Raw genomic sequence first — 17233 nt, forward strand, 5'->3', positions numbered from 1 at the left:
CGCATGGGCATCAAGCCGGATGTGCCCCGAGCCGTGATCGGCAGGGCCCGCCCACGCAGTGACCATCGGTTCGGCTGACCGTCTCGGGGCAGCCTACGCACGGACGTATCGGTGGTCCGCGAGACCACTCACGTTCGCCATGCGGTTCGGTTCGGAACCAGCCGGGTCCCACCGGTGTCTGGCTTTCTATGAAATATGATGACGCCGCCGCGGTCGCGCATGTGCCGCGGTGCCCGGAGGCGGGGCACGGCCGAGGCAGCTCCGGGGGCGGTGCGGTCGAGGGCCTGGCCGAGGGTGGTGGCGGCGGGGAAGATCAGTCCGACGCCGAGGGGGCGACGAAGAGGCCTGCCCAGGTGCCGGCGAGGGTTCACCGGCTGTGCCGAGGATGACCAGCTGGGCCGGTCACCCCGAGGCCGCATAGTGCGACGCCTGTGGTCAGCACGGTGTTGAGGCCGACCCTCCGGGAGAGTCTGCTGAAGGCGAAGCCCGCGATCAGCATGCCGACGGCGTTGGTGGCGAAGATCAGGGAGTAGGCCGTGGACGAGACACCGTTCAGGTGCTCGAAGACGAAGCTGGACCCGCTGATGCAGGCGAACAGTGCGGCCGAGGTGAGGCCGATTACGAGTGGTCACGCCCCCTCGCCCTCGAAGACGACCCGGCCGTTCCGGATCACCTGGTGGATGCGGCCGACGGCCGTGATGTCCTGGGCCGGGTTGCCAGAGACGATCAGCAGGTCGGCGAGCTTGCCCGGCGCGACGGTACCGAGGCGGTCGGCGATGCCGAGCAACTCGGCATTGGTCCTGGTCGCCATGGACAGGGCCGCGAGGGCCGGGATGCCCTGGTCGTGGACCATCATCACCAGCTCGTCGCGCAGCTTCCAGCCGTGCAGCCCGGGGGAGTGGGCGTCCGAGCCGACCCCGAGCCGTACGCCCGCCTCGTAGGCGCGGCGGACCAGGTGGTTGCCGTAGCGCAGGGTACGGGCGTCCCCGTCGGCGGTCGCCTCGAACTGGTGCGCCACCATCGTGGGTACGAGGTAGGTTCCGCGGTCGGCCATGAGGGCGAACAGCTCCTCGGCGGCCGCCTCTTCCTGCGGTTCCTCCGCGCGCAGCACCAGGTGCTCGATGTCGTCGACGCCCCGCTCGACCGCGGCCCTGGCGTCCTCGACGGTCTCCGTGTGGGCGGCGACCCGCAGCCCGTTGGCGTGGGCGGCGCCGGTGATGGCCTCGGTGAGGTGCCAGGGCATCTTCAGTTCGGGACGGGCCGGCCCGAAGATCGCGTTGTTCGAGATGATGATCTTGACGAGGTCGACGCCCGCGACGGCGAGCTCGTCGACCATCCGGGCGGCCTCCTCGGCCGTCTTCGGCATGCGGGCGCCTTCCCGGACGGCCGCCGGCTCGCTGCCCCAGACGGTGGCGTTGGGGTGGCCGCCCTCGACCTGGAAGCTCGGCCCGCTGGTCACGATGCGGGCCCCGGCCAGGGCGCCGTTCTCGACGCCGTCCCGCACGGCGATGCTGTCGTGGAGGAAGTCGCCCAGGCTGCGCTGAGTGGTGACCCCGTACCGCAAGGCCCCCTCGCGGGCCGCGGCGTAGTCGTCGGTGGCGGCCCGGCCGCCGAACGGGGGCATGCTGCGGAACCCCAGTCCTCCCAGGTGCACGTGGGCGTCGATCAGCCCTGGAAGGACCGCTTTGCCCGCCAGGTCGACCATCGTCGCGTGGGGAGGGACCGGTACGCCGGTCCCGGCGGCGGCGATCCGGCTGCCGGAGACGACGACGGTCGCGCCGTCGACCGCGGGTCCACCGGTGCCGTCGATCAGCATGGCGTTGGTGAGCGCGAGGCTCGGTTCGTGCTGGTTCATGCCCTCGAGTCTTCTGCCGCGCCAGGCATAAGGGAAATCGATGATCAGTATGTGTCTATCAGTCCAACTGATAGTGTTGAGGATGTGACCCGTCCTGACCTCAACCTGCTCATCGCCCTGCAGGCCCTGCTCGAAGAGCGGCACGTCAGCCGCGCGGCCGAGCGGATCGGGGTCAGCCAGCCGGCGGCCAGCGCGATGCTCGCGCGCCTGCGTCGGCACTTCGGCGACGACCTGCTCGTACGCGAGGGCAACCGCTACCGCCTCACCCCGCTCGGGCAGCAGCTGCAGGAACAGACCGGCAGCGTCCTGCAGCTCTCCGACCGGCTCTTCGCCACCAAATCCCACTTCGCCCCCGCCACCACCGAGCGGGAGTTCACCCTCCACGTTTCCGACTACGCCATGGCCGTCCTCGGCCCCCGGCTCCTGACCGCCTTCCAGGAGCGGGCACCGCACGCCCGGCTGCGGTTCCGCCAGTTCGGCACTCCCGAAGCCATGCACAGTGAAGCCGGCTCCTCCTCGACGGACGGGATGATCGCGCCCCGGGACAGCGGCGTGAGCGGACTGCCGAGCCTGGCGCTCTTCGCCGACGAATGGGTCCTCATCGCCGACCAGCACCACCCCCTCACCAGCACCGCCCCCGAGGCGGACGACATCGGTGAACTTCGCTGGGTGCTGGGGCAGTTCGAGCCGCGCGACTCCCGCTTCATGCTGCACCGCCTCGCTGAAAGCGGCCTTCAGCTGAAGCCCGAAGCCGTCACCGACAGCTTCCTGGCCCTGCCCCTGTACGTGGCCGGCACCGACCGCGTCGCCGTCATTCAACGACGCCTGACCAGGGCCGTACCCCTCCCACCGACCGTGCGCGTGCTCCCCTGCCCCTTCGACGCCGGGCCGATCAACGAGGCCCTGTGGTGGCACCCCGTCCACACCCACGACACCGGCCACCGCTGGTTCCGCACCCTCATCCACGACACCGCCCGCCGACTCGAAGCGGAAGAGCCCCTCGTCGGCTAGGCGGGTCGGGGTCGGCGCCAGCCCTTGGGCGTGAAGGGGGCTGCGTAGCGGTTGCCGAAGACGTCGCTCGACAGGATTTCCTTGATCCGCGCGAGGTCGTGGCCGGTGAGCGTGACGTCGGTGGCGCCGACGTCCTCGCCAGGCGCTCGGGGTTGCGCGTGCCGGGGATGAGGACGATGTCGTCCCCTTGCGTGAGCAGCCAGGCGAGGGCGAGCTGGGCGATGGTGATGCCCTTGGAAGCGACCAGCTCGGTGAGGGTGGCGGCGGCCTGGACGTTGGCGTCGAAGTTCTCGCCCTGCCAGCGAGAGGACGTCGATGTGATCGGTGCCGAGGTAGCGCAGGCTGTTGTCGGCGACCTTGCGGATGTTGTCCGGCCGGCTGTTGAGACCGCCCGGGTCGGCGAGGTCGTAGCCGAATTTGGTGGGCGGCACCACCTCGTCGCGGAAGCCCCTGACGGCCTCACCGAGCAGCCGCTCGTTCGAACCGGTGTCGCCACCGTAGACCTTGTTGGGTGCGACGGCATCGGGCCGTGGTCAGCGGAAGGGGTAACGGACCCGGGTGAGCTGCTCGGAGACCGACCACAGGCGTCGGGCGACGTTCAGGTCCTGGGCGGCCTTGTCGGGCTGGACGACGGTGGGGTGGCCCCGGTACTCGCCGAAGCCGTCCGGGCCGATGAACTGGCCGCTCTTCACCTCGGGGGCGGTGGCCGCGTAGAGCTGGTTCCAGGCGCCCTTCTCGACGGGCTGGGCCATCAGCGGATTGGCGATCTTGGAGAAGAAGAACCGCAGGAAGCCGGTCGGGCCGCTGGACTGCAGGTTGGTGCTGGCGTAGCCCGGATGGGCCAGGGCGCTGGTCACCGTCGATCCGGCCGCGCGCAGCCGCCGGTCGAGTTCCAGGCCGAACAGGGTGTTGGCGAGCTTGGACTGGGAGTAGTAGGCGCGCGGGGCGTAGTCGCGTTCGCCGTGCAGGTCGTCGAAGAAGATGGTGCCGCCGCGGTGCTCGACGGAGCTGACCGTCACCACGCGGGCGTCGCGGCCCTGGGCGGCGGACTCCGCCAGCCGGCCCAGCAGCAGGCCGGTGAGTGCGAAGTGGCCGAGGTGGTTGGTGGCGAACTGCAGCTCGTAGCCCTGCCGCGTGAGCCGGTGCGGGGGCCACATGACGCCCGCGTTGTTCACCAGGACGTCCACCGGCAGGCCGCCGTCCAAGATCTGCTGCGCGAAGGCGGCCACCGATTCCAGGTCGGACAGGTCCAGCAGGCGCAGCTCGATGCTCGCCCCCGGCTGCTCGGCCAGGAGCCGGTCCACGGCGGCGGTGCCGCGGCTACGGTCCCGGGCGGTCATCACGACGTGGGCGCCGTGGCGGGCCAGCTCGCGGGCCGTCTGGAAGCCCAGGCCGCTGTTGGCCCCGGTCACGACAGCCGTGCGGCCTTTCTGGTCGGGGATGCGGGCGCTGGTCCACTTGGCCATGGGAGAGGCTCCTCAGCAGTGCTCGACGGCTGCCTTCGAGGCGCCGTCTACGTGCGAAAACACCGGTCCGGGAGGAGGTCTCCCGGCGGCTGTCTCCCAGCCTGCCGCGGGCACGAGCATGTATCCACGGTGCGTCTATCGTCGGTCCGGCAGTACGTGGATAACCGGAGGCGGACGTATCAAGCTGGTCATATCAGCGCCTGCAAGCCGGCCCCGCCCCGATCTGCTCGCAGCGCCCGCCGTACCGCCAGGGAGCACCGATCATGACCGACCGCCGAGAGCTGGGCCGCTTCCTGCGCGCCCGCCGCGAGGCCCTGCGCCCCGCCGACGTCGGCCTCATCCCCGGCGGACGGCGCCGCACTCCCGGCCTGCGCCGCGAGGAAGTGGCCATGCTGGCGAACATCTCCACCGACTACTACGAACGCCTCGAACAGGCACGCGGAGTCAACCCCTCCGAAGCCCTGATCGGCTCCCTCGCCCGCGCCCTGCGCCTGTCCACCGACGAACGCGACCACCTCTACGCCGTCGCCGGCTACCAGACCCCGCGACACCGCTCCGCCGACGGCTACGCCGACCCCGGGCTGATGCACATCGTCGACGCCCTCACCGAGACCCCCGCGCAGATCGTCGACGAGCTCGGAACGGTGATCGTGCAGAACGCCGCGGCCGTCGCTCTGCTGGGACCGCTGGCCAACCGCCCGGGCCGGGAGGGCAACGGCGCCTGGCTCTGGTTCACCCACCCCCAAGGCCGCCGGCTCTACCCGCGGGAGGATCACGAGGCGCTCGGCCGCGTCATCGTCGCCGACCTGCGCGCGGCCGTGTTCCGACACGGCCCCCACCCGGCAGGCGAGCAGCTTGTCGACGACCTGCTCGAGCGCAGCGAGGAGTTCTCAACCATCTGGGAACTGGGCGAGGTCGCCGCCGTCCGTTCCGCCCGCAAGACCCTCCTCCACCCGCACGTCGGCCGCCTCGACCTGCAATGCGACGTCGTCCTGAGCCCCAGCACCGGCAACCGCCTCTTCCTCTACCGGCCCCAGCCCGGCACCGGCGCCGCCGAACGCCTGGAATTCCTCCGCGTCCTCGGCCACCAGACCTTCACTACCTGACACCACCCGCCCCGTGACCAGCGTGGCGGCGAAGCCCGAGCGCGCGTCGGCGCCTGACGCCGGAACGCACCGTTGACACCTCACCGGGCCTATGTCCTTCCGGCGGTGGAAGCTGTCCACGGGGGCAGCCTGGCGGGATCTGCCGGAACGGTATGGGCCGTGGAAAACGGTCTACGAACGCTTCTCTCGCTGGTCGGCGGACGGCACCCGGTCGTATGCGTTGACTTCACCGTGGTGCGGGCTCATCGGCATGCCTCGGGTGCCCGAAAAGGGGTCCGTTGACAGGCGAGGCACTCGGTCGGTCCCGTGGCGGGCTGAATACGAAGATCCACCTGGCCTGCGACGAGCAGGGTCGGCCGCCGGCCTCTACCGTCACCGGCGGCAATGTCAACGACTGCCCCAGCTCGAGCCCGTCATGGCGGCCCACGGCGCGGACCAGGCAGGCCACGGACCAGGCAGGCCACGGACCAGGCCCGTGCGGGTGGTGGCCGACAAGGCTACTCGTCCAGGCAGCTTCGGGCCTACCTGCGACAGCGCGGTATCGCCGTCACGATCCCCGAACGCATCGACCAGGTGGCAGGGCGCCGCCGCAGAGGCGAACGCCTCTGCGGCTTCGACCCCGGCGTCTACCGGCGCCGCAACGTCATTGAACGCTGCTTCAACCGCCTCAAGCAGAACAAAGCCCTGGTCACCCGCTATGAGAAGCGCGCGAGCCACTACCAGGCCATGGCCACCCTTGCCTGCCTACGACTCTGGCTCCCCTGACTTTGCGGACACGCCCTAGGAATCAGGCCTTTGCGTGTCCGTATCGGGCGCTGAGCGATGTGAGGTCCGGTTCGCCGAACCGGCTGCGCAGGGTGTGGAAGGCGGCGACCTTCTCCGTGCCGAAGCGGCTGACGTGTGTGGCGTAGGTGTCGAAGGAGAGGAAGGCCGGGGGAGTGGTCTTGGTGTGGAACTTGTCCGCGTACATCACGAGCTGTTCCTCGCCGGTCTCCGCCAGGTAGTCGGCCATCGGGAGCGGCAGCTGCTGCTGTGCGATGTCGTGCCGTGTGAGGCCGACGCCGGTGTGGCAGGAACAGAAGCGACACAGCCGCTCGGGGAAGCCTTCCTGGCGGAGGGTCTCGTGCCCGAGGATTCCGTGGCGGATGTAGTCGCCGGGACGGATCCGGCCGGCGTCGTCGTAGAGCCGGTAGACGCCGATGTCGTGCAGAAGGGCACCCGCACGGACGAGGTCGGCGTCGAGGTGGTGGCCGTCGGCGGACAGCAGCTGCTCGGCGACCTGCCAGACGATTTCGCAGTGCGTGTACACGACGTCGAACACCTCACGCGTCGGCGCGTACTTCTCGTGCAGCGCACGGATGTCATCGATCGTCGGCAGTATCACGACGGGAGCGTAGCAACCCCCCGGCGGGAGCCTCTCGCCCACTGGGGTGGCCATGGTGCTGGCACCCGGTTACTGACGTTCGCTCATCGAGTGCAGCTGTGTGAACTCGTCAGCACTTATGCCCATGACGAGCAACTATTCCCATCACGACCAGATCACGGTGGGGTGGCGTTGGTGCAGTGGTCCTTGCTGTCGTCGTGGTGTCGACTGCTGACGCGTGGGCGGTAGGTGCTGGGACCGGGGATCGCGAGAGTGGGGCTTCGTGCGGTGTATGCGGCAGTGGCGCCTCTTTGGCCCGCGCCAGGGGCCAGAGAGGCGCCGCCCATTGCTGTCACGCACGCCAGGGCGGCCGGCGACGCATGACAGGCGTATTCCCGGCCGACTCGTTCCGCCGTTCCCCTGTGACGGCGGAAAGGGGTCAGGCCGGTGCTCGTACTGCCCGCTCCTCCGCGTCCGCGAGCCAGAAGTACAACGGCGGCAGCCCGAGTTCGAGCGCCATCAGCACCATCTGGAACCCGTCCGGCCGTCCCTCCAGCGCGATGGACAGCACCCGGCTGAGTCCGCCCAGTAGGAAGACTCCGGCCAGCAGGCGCACGGTCACCGCCGGGATGGGCCTTTGTCGTGCGGCCCGCAGCCAGGCCAGCCCGTACCCGGCGAAGATCGCGCCCATGAACCGGCCGAAGCTGTCGAACGTCGCACCTACGTCTCGGGTGCCCGGAATCGCCGTGTTTCCGGCGGCTATGTGGAACAGCCCGATCACCACACAGGCGATTCCCATCGTCCATGTGAGTGCCCGCAGAGCCCTGGCCATAGCCCGCCCCACCCCCCGCTTAGTTGACACGTGCCTACTAAGGTAGCGCTCGTTAGTAGACGGCTGTCAAGTAACCTTCGTCCATGCCGCCCCGTCAACGCCTCACTCCCGCCGGCCGCCGCGCCCAGCTCCTCGCCGTCGGCGCGCAGCTCTTCGCAGCCCGCCCGTATGAGGAGGTGCTGATGGAAGACGTCGCTGGGCAGGCCGGCGTGTCCCGTGCGCTGCTCTACCGTCATTTCCCGAGCAAGCGCGACCTCTTCGCGGCTGTCTACCGGCAAGCGGCCGACCAACTGCTCGTCAAGAGCCGGTTCGACCCCGCTCACAGCCTGGTCGAGCAGCTTGTCGAGGGCATGGACGCTCACCTCGACTACTTCATCGCGAACCGCAACGCCGTCCTCGCTGGCAACCGCATCCTCGCGGGCGACCCCGTCGTTCAGACGATCATCGCGAACGAGCTCGACACCCTCCGCACCCGCCTGCTGGACGTGCTCCCCCTCGCCGATGACGCCGCCCGCGAGGCCACGTCCCAGGTGCTCGCGAGCTGGCTGGTGTTTGTCCGGGTACTCGTCGTCGATTGGCTCACCAAGGAAACCTGCACTCGCGTCGAACTTCGCGACGTGTGCATCGGCGGCCTACTCGGCGCCATTCGCCCGCTCCTGCTTACCGACCCCGCGCCCGACTGGCCACGCTGACCCCTGGCTAGGCCAATATCGAGGGCGAAGAAGACCATGACGTAGTAGCAGACGTGTACTTGTCCTCCCGGTGTGGGCGGGCCATGTCGTTCAGGCTGATGGGCCCATCGAGCTGGGAGCTGAAGAGGTACGAGGAGGGGCCAGCGAGCAGGTGTTGGCCAGCGGGGCAATCACACTGGGCGGTTTCCGGCCCAAGGGCGTGCTGTTCGACCGTGCGTGATTCGGTCAGGTGGCTTTGAGTTGCCAGGCGATCGCGAGGACGTAGCAGACCAATGCCTCAAATTCGGCGACGGCGGCTGTATGGCGAAGATTGAACGGCAAGAGGCGAGCGCCGGGTAGGTCACAACGATGACGGCCGCCGCCGTATCGGCGTAGTACAGACCCAATGAAGCGGCGTGGTGATGGGTGGTGGGGTCCTCCCAGTGCCCAGCCGGCCGCGACGAGGAAGCCCCTGAGGAGCACGAACACAGTCAGGACCCCTGAGCCCACGGGGACAGCGCACGGTGCGTGGTGGTGTCGTCGGGAGCGCGGCGGGCAGCGAGTGCGACGACCGCGAGGATGGCGCCGGCAGTCGCCGCCAGCACGGGGATCGTGGTGACGCTCAAGGACTTCTCCTCCACGAGGTGAGGGCTGCGGCGAGGACGGCAGGCGCCAGGACCCGAGGAGGAGCAGCAGGACGAACTGCGCCGTGCCCTGTGGTGACGGTCTGCGCCTGCCGGGGAGAGGCGGTCTGCGGCGTGCGGTGGTTGAGTCCTGCGCGCGCAGGGAGGGGCCGGCAGCAAGGCCATCGCGCTGGTGTGCGGTGAGGCACCGGCTGGCGGCAGGTGTGGGCGGGTGTGGTGAGTGGTCGTGACTCTGGACTGGTGTGCGCGGTCGGCGGGCGGGGGCGGGGGCTTGATGAGGCGTGCGGGGCCGGTGTGTCTTGGACACGATCGGGCCGGTCGCAGCGGTGGGCGGACCGACGGCGAAGGTGCGGGCGGTGTCGGGACCGGGGTGCAGGGTGGCTGCGGGACGCAGGCACAGCACCGGCAGCAGAAGTCGCCGTTCAGCTTGACCGCCCGTCCCCGGGCTGCGGGCGGAGCCCGAGTTGCGTGACCGCGCGGCAGGCTGACTCGAGGGCGCCTTCGATGCAGGCCCGTCCGGCGGTCGAGGTCGAGCAGTCGGCGAACACCAGGCGGCCGTTCGGCCTCGGTGGTGCGGGTGTCCGGGCCGAGGGCGACGGCCTGGCCGGGCGGGTAGATCGCGGCCTTGCTCGCGCTGTACGGGTTCTCAAGCCACGACTGGGATGCGTAGCGGCCCGTGTAGATGCGCTTGACGATCGGTCCGTGGAGGTCGGTGAGCGGGCCGAGGGCGCGCTTGGCTCGTTGTTCTTCGGGGAGTGCGTCCCACAGCTCAGCGTCGTCGCCCCATGTGTAGGAGGCGAGGATGATGCCGCCGCGGGCCGTGGGATGGGAGGAGTAGGCGGTGGTGCGCAGCGGCGAGTCGGTGACGTCCGCGCCTCCGGAGCCGGCGGCGCGGTCTTCCCAGCTCACCAGGCGCAGGCCGTGCCGCACCGCGACTGTGTGCTGGGCGAGGGCGGCAGGCGGTCCATGCCCCCGGTGATCTCGTAAAGACTCACCCCTGGCGCGCCAGCGCCGTGGCGGTGAGGTAGGAGTGCAGGAACGCCGTGGGCGTGCGGGTGCTGATGCTGATGCCTTCGAGGGTGCCGACGAGTTCGCAGGTGTTCTCCGTCCATTGCTAGCCTTCGATCAGCCACCGGCGCAGGGACCATTCCTCGGACGCGTCGAGGAAGTCCGTCCAGCCGTCCACGCCTCTGGCGGCGGTATCGCGTAGGGGGCTGAGGGCGTGGCTGAGCAGGGCGTGTGAGGTCAGGGGGTTCGCGTACCTGGATGGCTGCGAGCCGGGCGGTCGTGGACCTCGCCTGGAACCCGTCACCAACTGGTGCGGGGCGCGGTGCACATGCCCCCGCGCCCTTGCGCCATTCCGCAAGCGCGGTGTTCGCGTCGTCACCGAACTCGGCAACGGGGTCGCCGCTTTCTGCAGTAGCCTGCGCCGAACCGTCACCCGGCGGCCATCGCTCCTCGGCGGCCCCTGGCTGCCGAACTCCGCCACCTGCCGGTACACCCCTGCCGAAACTGCGCCGATTGCGGACAGAATCGGTGACCGTGCAGCCCCTTTAGCCGAGCTGCGCGGTTCTGCTGGCGACGAGTCGGCTGTCGGCGAAACCCTCCACGCGGGCCGATCGAGCGGTGGAGGCGTCGGGGATGGTGATGTCGGCCTGGCCGTCGGTGACGTCGACGGAGTTGCGTGGGCGCTGGTCGACATAGACGTCCAACCGGTCGATGTTGGTGGTTTTGACCTTGAGCCGCAGAGCACCGTCGGTCATGGTCGCTTCCGTGATGGCCACAGGGTGTGGCGGCAGGCTCTTGAGGATCTGCCCAGCACGCTCGAAGAGGTCGGAGTTGGCCTCCAGCAGGTCCCGGCGGGTCATTTGGTAGGGCACGTCAGGGGTGATGCCGAGGTCCTCCACCGGCGTGCCGGAGTTGGCGCCGACCCGCAGTGTACGGCGGATCGCCACTCGCATGCCGGCTCCCTTCGGCAGCCGTACGTACGGAGTGTCGGGTTCGTCCGCGAGGAGTGCTACGAGGCGCTCGTGGTCCCAGACGTTGGCGCCGCCGGCACCGGTGTTTTCGTCGGTGCCGAGGACAGGGCCGATCTGATGGTCCTGGAAGCCGGCGGCGAAGATGTCGGTGGCCGAGTAGCAGCGGGCGTTGGTGATGAGGACGACCGGGCCGAAGTACTGCTGGCCGATCGCGTTGGCGCGTTGCTCGGGTGTGATGGGGACAGCGCTGGAGAAGGTGGAGCCGATCTCGACGGCCTGCTCCATGGAGGGCACCCAGGCGCCCAGCTCATCCTGGTGCTTGCGGCAGATCCGCAGGTTGAGCGGGGAGTTGATGAACTGTGTCGGCTCGGGGGTGATGGGGTGCGGGGTGAGCGTCTGCAGGGCGAACTCGGCGTTGAAGATGATGCCGCCGCCGTTGTCCCGGACGTCCAGGATCAGTCCTCGGTCCGGCATCAGGCCGAGCAGGCGGACGAACTCACTGACGAACCCTTCCACATCGCGCTCGAGGAAGGTGAAGATCCGGATATAGCCGAAGGTACCGGAGGAAGTCCGCACCTCCTGCGCCCGGAACACACCCGGCATCGAGGTGACCGTCTCACCAGCGCGTACCTCGGGGGCGGCCTCGCCTGCCTCGAGAGCCTTCTTCTGGGCGACGACGTGCGGCGCGAACAGCATCACCTTGGCACGGTTCGCTTCGTCCATGTCGAGGTCCAAGCCCTCGGCCAACGCGGTGCCCATCGGCGCCTGCTCCTTGACGAAGGGTGGGAGGTTCTCCACGATGCGCCAGATCTCCCGCAGCTCGCGCTGGGTGCCGGAGCCGTCGATGTAGCTGACGGTCACCCACTCCTCGAACGGGGGAAGATGCGTGACGAGCGACCGCACGGTCAGCGACTGAGTACCTCGGCTGCGGCGGGCGGCGGTGTTGCTGCCCGCGAAACGGGCGGCGTTGAGATCAACGGCCTTGGCGATGGGGATGCCGCTCCAGTGGGTAATCTCGACGCCGGGTTCGAAGCCCGGAGCGGAGAATCCCTGGGTCACATGAGTGACCATGAAATGCTCGCCCCGGTCGTCTTCGTACCGCTCGACGAGGAACGGCAAAAAGGCGACCTTGCGAGCGTAGGGCTCGGGGAGCAGATAGTTGGTGTGAAGGTCCCTGACCGAGTGGAAGATCTCCGACATCTCGGCGTGGAACACCCATTCCGGGGGCTTTGTCGTCTCGGTCTGCCGCTCCAGCCGGCGGCGCAGTACCCGTAGACGCTGCACCGGGTTGACAGCGTGCATCGCCGTTTTGAGCGGCAGGTGGACGTAGTTCTGCTCCAGCATGAGCTTTGCCTGGTCCACAATCAGTCGGCGTTCGTCCAGCGTCAGGGTGCCGGCGCCGGCGAGGAAGTCGGCCAGGCCGGTGGAGGCGGCCAGGTGTTCCCGGACAGGATCGGCGGCCTGCGAGACGAAATCCGGGGCAGAATGGTCGGCTGGGTGGGCCATCGTGTCTCCGAAGGTGTTGGAACGGGTCTCTGGATCTTTCGATCTCAGTTATCGTCCGACGTCCGCGGGAAAGTGAGTGTCGCAACCATCATTCGCCTGAAAAGACGTCGCGACGCCGGAGTGCGCATGGCTGACGGGGGGATGTCAGCGATGACCGTACGCAAGAAGGCCGCCGTGGTGGGCCTGGGCCATCAGGCCACCAGCGACCACCTGCCCGGCCTGCCCCAGTGCCACCTCGCCGAGCTCGTCGGCGTGTGCGATGTGGACGCCGACCGGGTCGCTGCCGTGGCCGACGTGCACCGGGTGCCGGGCCTCACCGACGTCGAGCAGCTGCTTCAGCGGGTGCGGCCGGACTTCGTCATCGTCGCGGTGCCGCACCACGCCGGGCGAGAAGTGGTCGCCGCGTGCGCCGAGGCGGGGGTGTACGCGATGAAAGAGAAGCCGTTCGCCACCGATGCGCACGAGGCCGCCGAGATCGCGGCCCTGTGCGACAAGGCGGAGATCGAGCTGATGGTCACCGTCCAGCGCCGCTTCCACCCCGTCCACCCCCGCCGGCCTTTCAGCTGCTGGAACGGATCGGCGACCCCTACCTCGTCGAGGGCCGGTACACCTTCCACTGCCGCGACCCGGCCGCCGGCCGGCGCGGCCGCGCGAAGCTCGCGGGCGGCGGGTGCCTGGCCGACATGGGCTATCACCTCATCGACCTGCTGATCTGGTACCTCGGCCTGCCCGACCGCATCCTCGCCACCGTCTCGGCCAGCGCGGCACCGGGCGCTGAGTACGACGCGGAGGACACCGCGCTCGTGCACCTCCCCTACGACACCGGCCTGTACGGCTCGCTACTGGTTTCCCGCTCCGCCGGCCCCGAGCGATCATAGCGACGTGTCCTTCACCGTGATCGCCGGTGGCGATGTCCTGATCCATCCTCCGCTGATCGAGCAGGCCGCCCGGGATGCCGAGGCAGCCGGCGGCCAGGGGCTCGACTTCGGGCCGATGCTGGCCGGGCTGAGGCCGGCAGTGTCCCGGGCCGATCTGGCGATCTGCCACCTAGAGACACCTCTCGCGTCGGCAGAGGGACCGTTCTCCGGCTTCCCGATTTTCGCCGCCCCGCCGCAGATCGCCACAGCCCTGGCGGATGTGGGATTCCATAGCTGCTCGACAGCGTCCAACCACACGCTCGACCAAGGCGAGGCCGGTGTGCGGCGGACCCTGGACGCCCTGGACTTGGCCGGCCTGCGGCACACTGGCTCGGCACGGAGCCGGGCGGAGGCGGACCGGCCGAACATCCTCGAGGTCAGAGGCGTCCCGGTCGCGCACCTGTCCTACAGCTACGGCTTCGGCAGCACACTCCGGCCGGCGGACAAGCCATGGCTGGCCAACCCGATTAGCGAACGCGTATTCGACGAGGCCCTCCAGGCTCGCCGCGCGGGTGCCGAAGTGGTACTCCTCAGCATGCACTGGGGGCGGGAGCACCAGCATGAACCCAGCCCGCGCCAGCTTGCCCGGGCGGTGGAACTGACGGCCGGTTCGTCGATCGACGTGATCCTCGGCCACCACGCCCACGCGGTCCAGCCGCTTGAACGGATCAACGGCACCTGGGTGGTCTACGGTCACGGCAATCTCCTTGCCCGCCACCGCATTTCACGAGGCACTACTGAGGAGGGCTTGCTGTCCTGGTTCCGGTTCGCCCGGGCTGACGGCTCCTGGCGGGTCCGGCGCCTGGGCTTCATCCCGACGCTCATCGACCTGACCGAGCCCGTCCGCGTCGTCACCCTGCCCGCCGCGTTGGCCGACCCCGACCTCCCGTCCGAGCACCGGAACCGCTACGAGCTGGCATACCACCGGACCCGGACCGTCGCCCTGAGCCGCGTCGCGGGCTCGCGCGGTCAGACGGCCGGGCGACGCCGCCGCTGACAGGCGGCTGCTCCTCGGGTTGTTCCTGCGCGTGTCGGCTGACGCCGGCTCGGCCGCGTAGCCGGTCGAGGGCGCCGGTGATCCATCGAGTCCCGCCGCCCCCGGGTCCAGCCGTCGAGCACGCGGCACGGCCACGGGGGCGGGGCCCTGTCGAGCACCGCTCCGAATGGACACAGCGGGTCCCGTCCCCACAGCGGCCCACCGCTACGAGATCACGGAACAGAGTTCCTCCCACCATCGGCGGGTATCGGGCAGTCGGGGGAAATTCCCTACCGAGCACCCTCTTCGGGCGTCACCCCATTGTCTTGATCGACCCATGAGACGCCCGGCGCGTCAGCCACGTCTGGCGTCGCATGGTGAGCAGCCCGACGAGATCGAGGTTCTTCAGCGCGAAATCGATGGCGACCTGAGCAGCGACGTGCCGCGGGGGAAGATCATGCCTGCGTACGAACTTGGCTGCCATGCCAACCTGGCGGAGGACGTACCACGCCGCCACGGCAGCCGGCACGAACACATGCCCGATGACGGCCAGAACGACGAGGTAGATCTCGCACAGCCAGAACCCTGCGCGGCTGATGACATCGGTGAGCGTGCCGAGAGCAAGGTAGGGATACCGCCAGACCCAGCCGGTGATCAGGGCCGTGAGCCTCACCCGCCAGAAGTTACGGGCGTTCCTCAGCCGCTGCCCGAAGAAGTCCCTGCCGGTTCCCGGGTATCGAGACCACACCGTGGCAGTGCGCTGGAAGACGGTGCGGTAACCGGCCCGCAAGGTCAGCTCGGTGAGCCGGGTGTCGTCCCCGACGACGCACCGGCGCCCGAGGAAGGACTCGTTGGCAAAGGCATCGGCGACCGCCGCGCACACGGTCCGCCGATAGACCGCCGTGCGCCCGATGAGACACATCATGGCCCGGCCCGCCACCGTGAACGCGGGCAACCGGCCCTGCCCTTTGAAACGTTCTCCCGCGAACTCCCAGACGCCGTCCGGGTCCAGGGCGTGCTGGGCGGTCGCGACGCCGCCCACCCGGGGGTCGGCGAACGGGGCGCGAACCGCGTCCGCCACGCCGGGCGCCCAGACGACGTCGGAATCGACGAGCGCGACCAGTTCCGCGGAAACAGCCTGCCATCCCTTCCGTACGGCCTCGCGCTTGTCCGCCCTGTCAGTCGTGAGGACACGGACGGGAAAGCGGCGCGCCACGTCCAGGCAGGCGCGGTCGTCCTCGTGGATCACACAGACGATTTCGGAAACGTCGTTGGACAGCCACGACTCCAGAGCCCGCTGGAAGAGCAGCGGATCCTCGCGGTAGACGGGCGAGACAATGGCGAGCGGCCGGCGGTACACGGTCGTGACAGGCCGGTAGCGTCGGCCCACCCGTCGGTGGGCCGCGTTCACCGCCCACCCGAGGGCGGCGAGGGCGGCAGGCGGTGCGCCGGCCAGGAGGTACGGTACGAGCGATGGCACGGGATGGACCTCCGGCGCTCCGGTTGACAAGGACGCAGGACATGATCGGCTGACGTCCTTCGCCGTCAGCGTTTCCCGTTCCTCTGCCGCTTCAACGCCCCACCCGCCCTCATGGCCGGTTCTTGCCGGTCCGCCGACCGGCAGGAGGACGGGCATCCGAGGCCCCGGTGTACACCGCCCGGCGGTCTGCCATGCTGACGGCCATGGTCGGCAATTCCCCCTCGCCGGGGCCCGATGCGCAGAGCCCCTCCCGCCCACAGGAACCACAGCCACCGGCCCGTATCGTGCTTCACGCCATCAACGGCGTCGGAGCCGGTCACCTGGCCCGGCAGACCGCGCTGGCGCGACATCTGCGGTCGCGGCGGCCGGAGCTGGACCCGGTCATTCTCGGTTCCGGCCCCGCCGTGGACGAGATCTGTGGCGAGATGCCAGTGATCGAACTGCCGTCGATGGGACGGGCGGGACGGTACCGCGACGAGCCGGCCCACCCCGACATGCTGGCCGCCATCACGGCGATGACACACGCCGCGCTGGCAGGCCTGCGGCCCCGGGTCGTGGTGCACGACACCCTGGTGTGGCCGACGGTCCAGCGCGCCGCGTCGCTGGTCGGCGCGCGCCAGGCGATCTGTCTGCGACCGCGCCGGGATCTCGCCGACCAGCTCGCCCGGCCTGACTGCCCGCTGCGGCAGATGGACTTCGTCTTCGTTCCGGACGATCCGGCCCGCCACCCGCAGTTCAAGCACCAGCTCGAAGCCGCCGGAATCCAGGCGGTCTGGACCGGGCCGGTGTTCCGGGCCGCCACGGCCGATGCGGCGGAGACCCGCGAAAAGCTGGGCGCTTCCCCCGAGGCGCGACTGGTGGTGGTGATGTCCGGCGGTGGCCGCGGCATCGCAAACGAGGCGCGCGAGCACTTCGCCTACAGCCTCGCCGCCCTCTCCCGGGTGACCGAACCGGAGCTGGCGGTGCTGCTGGTGCTCGGTCCGATGTTTCGTTCCCGGGTCGATATCCCCTCCGCGTTCCCGCACCATCTCACCGTGCTGCGCGGCTCCCGTGAGCTGCCGGACATCCTGAACGCGGCTGACCTTGTGATCTGCCGCGGCGGTTATGGGTCATTGCACGAGGCCACAGCGGGCGGCGCCCGGGTCCTCGCCAGTCCTGCCCAGCGGAATTTCGACAATCAGCGCGCCCGGATCGAACAGTTCGCAGCCGACAGTGCCTGTGAGCTGGTGGAGAGCACCGTTCCGGAGGAGTTCGCGCTACAGATCGGCCGTGCGCTCAAGGTCGGAACGGTCCGGAGTGGGAGGACGGCCCCGTGGCGGGAGGTGCTCGACCACGTGGGGGAGCGCCTATTGCGCCTGTCGCGCCAGGATGGGGCTGTTCCTCAGGGCCTGGCCGAGCAGTTCATGTACCGCTGAACCACAGGGCGC

At 69.5% G+C, this 17233-nt stretch carries 15 protein-coding genes and 4 pseudogenes; 8 read left to right on the forward strand and 11 right to left on the reverse strand.

All coding sequences use genetic code 11. The features are described 5' to 3' along the window. Positions 1–628: 628 nt before the first annotated feature. Entirely contained in the window at positions 629–1855 is a 1227-nt protein-coding gene (locus tag AC07BS_RS02475; protein ID WP_478929587.1) for an amidohydrolase family protein, read from the reverse strand. A gap of 84 nt (positions 1856–1939) precedes the next feature. Here AC07BS_RS02475 and AC07BS_RS02480 point away from each other — a divergent pair, with 84 nt between their 5' ends. After that, a complete protein-coding gene (locus AC07BS_RS02480) occupies positions 1940–2866 on the forward strand; it encodes a LysR family transcriptional regulator (protein WP_478929589.1) in 927 nt (308 codons plus the stop codon). Here the strand turns inward: AC07BS_RS02480 and AC07BS_RS02485 are convergent. From AC07BS_RS02485 to AC07BS_RS02495, 3 genes and pseudogenes are all read right to left on the reverse strand, one after another. Further along, positions 2814–3188: an aldo/keto reductase gene (locus tag AC07BS_RS02485; protein ID WP_478930053.1), complete on the reverse strand. Its 375-nt coding sequence runs from the start codon at positions 3186–3188 to the stop codon at positions 2814–2816. The two genes, AC07BS_RS02480 and AC07BS_RS02485, sit on opposite strands and share 53 nt — an antisense overlap. Continuing rightward, positions 3178–3357: pseudogene (locus AC07BS_RS02490) on the reverse strand (aldo/keto reductase); the annotation flags it as partial. The pseudogene AC07BS_RS02490 and the gene AC07BS_RS02485, both read right to left, overlap by 11 nt. 42 nt (positions 3358–3399) lie before the next feature. Next, positions 3400–4332, reverse strand: coding sequence for an oxidoreductase (locus tag AC07BS_RS02495; protein WP_478929591.1), 933 nt, complete (start codon positions 4330–4332; stop codon positions 3400–3402). A 263-nt stretch (positions 4333–4595) separates the two neighbouring features. Here AC07BS_RS02495 and AC07BS_RS02500 point away from each other — a divergent pair, with 263 nt between their 5' ends. After that, complete coding sequence (locus AC07BS_RS02500) at positions 4596–5438, forward strand: helix-turn-helix transcriptional regulator (RefSeq protein ID WP_478929593.1); 843 nt, start codon at positions 4596–4598, stop codon at positions 5436–5438. A 106-nt stretch (positions 5439–5544) separates the two neighbouring features. Continuing rightward, positions 5545–6203 (forward strand): annotated as a pseudogene (locus AC07BS_RS02505) (IS5 family transposase); the annotation flags it as partial. Positions 6204–6225: 22 nt separating this feature from the next. On the opposite strand, the gene AC07BS_RS02510 reads toward AC07BS_RS02505, so the two are convergent. Beyond that, positions 6226–6822: an HD domain-containing protein gene (locus tag AC07BS_RS02510; protein ID WP_478929595.1), complete on the reverse strand. Its 597-nt coding sequence runs from the start codon at positions 6820–6822 to the stop codon at positions 6226–6228. A gap of 418 nt (positions 6823–7240) precedes the next feature. Continuing rightward, entirely contained in the window at positions 7241–7633 is a 393-nt protein-coding gene (locus AC07BS_RS02515; RefSeq protein WP_478929597.1) for a DUF4345 domain-containing protein, read from the reverse strand. Positions 7634–7716: 83 nt separating this feature from the next. Here AC07BS_RS02515 and AC07BS_RS02520 point away from each other — a divergent pair, with 83 nt between their 5' ends. Then, on the forward strand, positions 7717–8325 hold the full coding sequence (locus tag AC07BS_RS02520) for a TetR/AcrR family transcriptional regulator (RefSeq protein WP_478929599.1): 609 nt from the start codon (positions 7717–7719) through the stop codon (positions 8323–8325). 470 nt (positions 8326–8795) lie between these two features. Here the strand turns inward: AC07BS_RS02520 and AC07BS_RS02525 are convergent, their stop codons facing one another. The 4 genes and pseudogenes from AC07BS_RS02525 to AC07BS_RS02540 form a co-directional block, all read right to left on the reverse strand. Further along, complete coding sequence (locus AC07BS_RS02525) at positions 8796–8930, reverse strand: hypothetical protein (RefSeq protein WP_478930075.1); 135 nt, start codon at positions 8928–8930, stop codon at positions 8796–8798. A 440-nt stretch (positions 8931–9370) separates the two neighbouring features. Beyond that, positions 9371–9598 (reverse strand): FAD-dependent oxidoreductase, encoded by a 228-nt coding sequence (locus AC07BS_RS02530; RefSeq protein WP_478930055.1) that lies wholly within the window; start codon positions 9596–9598, stop codon positions 9371–9373. Then, positions 9531–9878: pseudogene (locus AC07BS_RS02535) on the reverse strand (FAD-dependent oxidoreductase); the annotation flags it as partial. The pseudogene AC07BS_RS02535 and the gene AC07BS_RS02530, both read right to left, overlap by 68 nt. A 623-nt stretch (positions 9879–10501) precedes the next feature. Further along, entirely contained in the window at positions 10502–12433 is a 1932-nt protein-coding gene (locus AC07BS_RS02540; protein WP_478929601.1) for a S41 family peptidase, read from the reverse strand. A gap of 150 nt (positions 12434–12583) precedes the next feature. Here AC07BS_RS02540 and AC07BS_RS02545 point away from each other — a divergent pair. From AC07BS_RS02545 to AC07BS_RS02555, 3 genes and pseudogenes are all read left to right on the forward strand, one after another. Beyond that, positions 12584–12937, forward strand: a pseudogene (locus AC07BS_RS02545) (Gfo/Idh/MocA family protein); the annotation flags it as partial. Further along, the gene (locus AC07BS_RS02550) at positions 12919–13311 is read left to right on the forward strand and encodes a Gfo/Idh/MocA family protein (protein ID WP_478929602.1); all 393 of its coding nucleotides are present in this window, start codon (positions 12919–12921) and stop codon (positions 13309–13311) included. The pseudogene AC07BS_RS02545 and the gene AC07BS_RS02550, both read left to right, overlap by 19 nt. A gap of 4 nt (positions 13312–13315) precedes the next feature. Beyond that, the gene (locus AC07BS_RS02555; RefSeq protein WP_478929604.1) at positions 13316–14347 is read left to right on the forward strand and encodes a CapA family protein; all 1032 of its coding nucleotides are present in this window, start codon (positions 13316–13318) and stop codon (positions 14345–14347) included. A gap of 292 nt (positions 14348–14639) precedes the next feature. Here AC07BS_RS02555 and AC07BS_RS02560 read toward each other — a convergent pair whose 3' ends face one another. Continuing rightward, positions 14640–15806, reverse strand: a complete 1167-nt coding sequence (locus tag AC07BS_RS02560) for a glycosyltransferase (RefSeq protein WP_478929606.1) — start codon at positions 15804–15806, stop codon at positions 14640–14642. A gap of 203 nt (positions 15807–16009) precedes the next feature. On the opposite strand from AC07BS_RS02560, the gene AC07BS_RS02565 reads away from it, so the two are divergent. Further along, positions 16010–17221 carry a glycosyltransferase gene (locus AC07BS_RS02565; protein ID WP_478929608.1) on the forward strand — a complete coding sequence of 404 codons (1212 nt, stop codon included), beginning with the start codon at positions 16010–16012 and terminating at the stop codon, positions 17219–17221. The last annotated feature ends 12 nt before the right edge of the window (positions 17222–17233 follow it).

It is taken from the genome of Streptomyces sp. NPDC044063, from assembly GCF_056434285.1.

Bases quoted from the DNA above. Each gene is read 5' to 3' on its own strand.
- AC07BS_RS02475 (WP_478929587.1), bottom strand. From the start codon at position 1,855: ATGAACCAGCACGAACCGAGCCTCGCGCTCACCAACGCCATGCTGATC.
- AC07BS_RS02495 (WP_478929591.1), bottom strand. From the start codon at position 4,332: ATGGCCAAGTGGACCAGCGCCCGCATCCCCGACCAGAAAGGCCGCACG.
- AC07BS_RS02500 (WP_478929593.1), top strand. From the start codon at position 4,596: ATGACCGACCGCCGAGAGCTGGGCCGCTTCCTGCGCGCCCGCCGCGAG.
- AC07BS_RS02515 (WP_478929597.1), bottom strand. From the start codon at position 7,633: ATGGCCAGGGCTCTGCGGGCACTCACATGGACGATGGGAATCGCCTGT.
- AC07BS_RS02520 (WP_478929599.1), top strand. From the start codon at position 7,717: ATGCCGCCCCGTCAACGCCTCACTCCCGCCGGCCGCCGCGCCCAGCTC.
- AC07BS_RS02540 (WP_478929601.1), bottom strand. From the start codon at position 12,433: ATGGCCCACCCAGCCGACCATTCTGCCCCGGATTTCGTCTCGCAGGCC.
- AC07BS_RS02565 (WP_478929608.1), top strand. From the start codon at position 16,010: ATGGTCGGCAATTCCCCCTCGCCGGGGCCCGATGCGCAGAGCCCCTCC.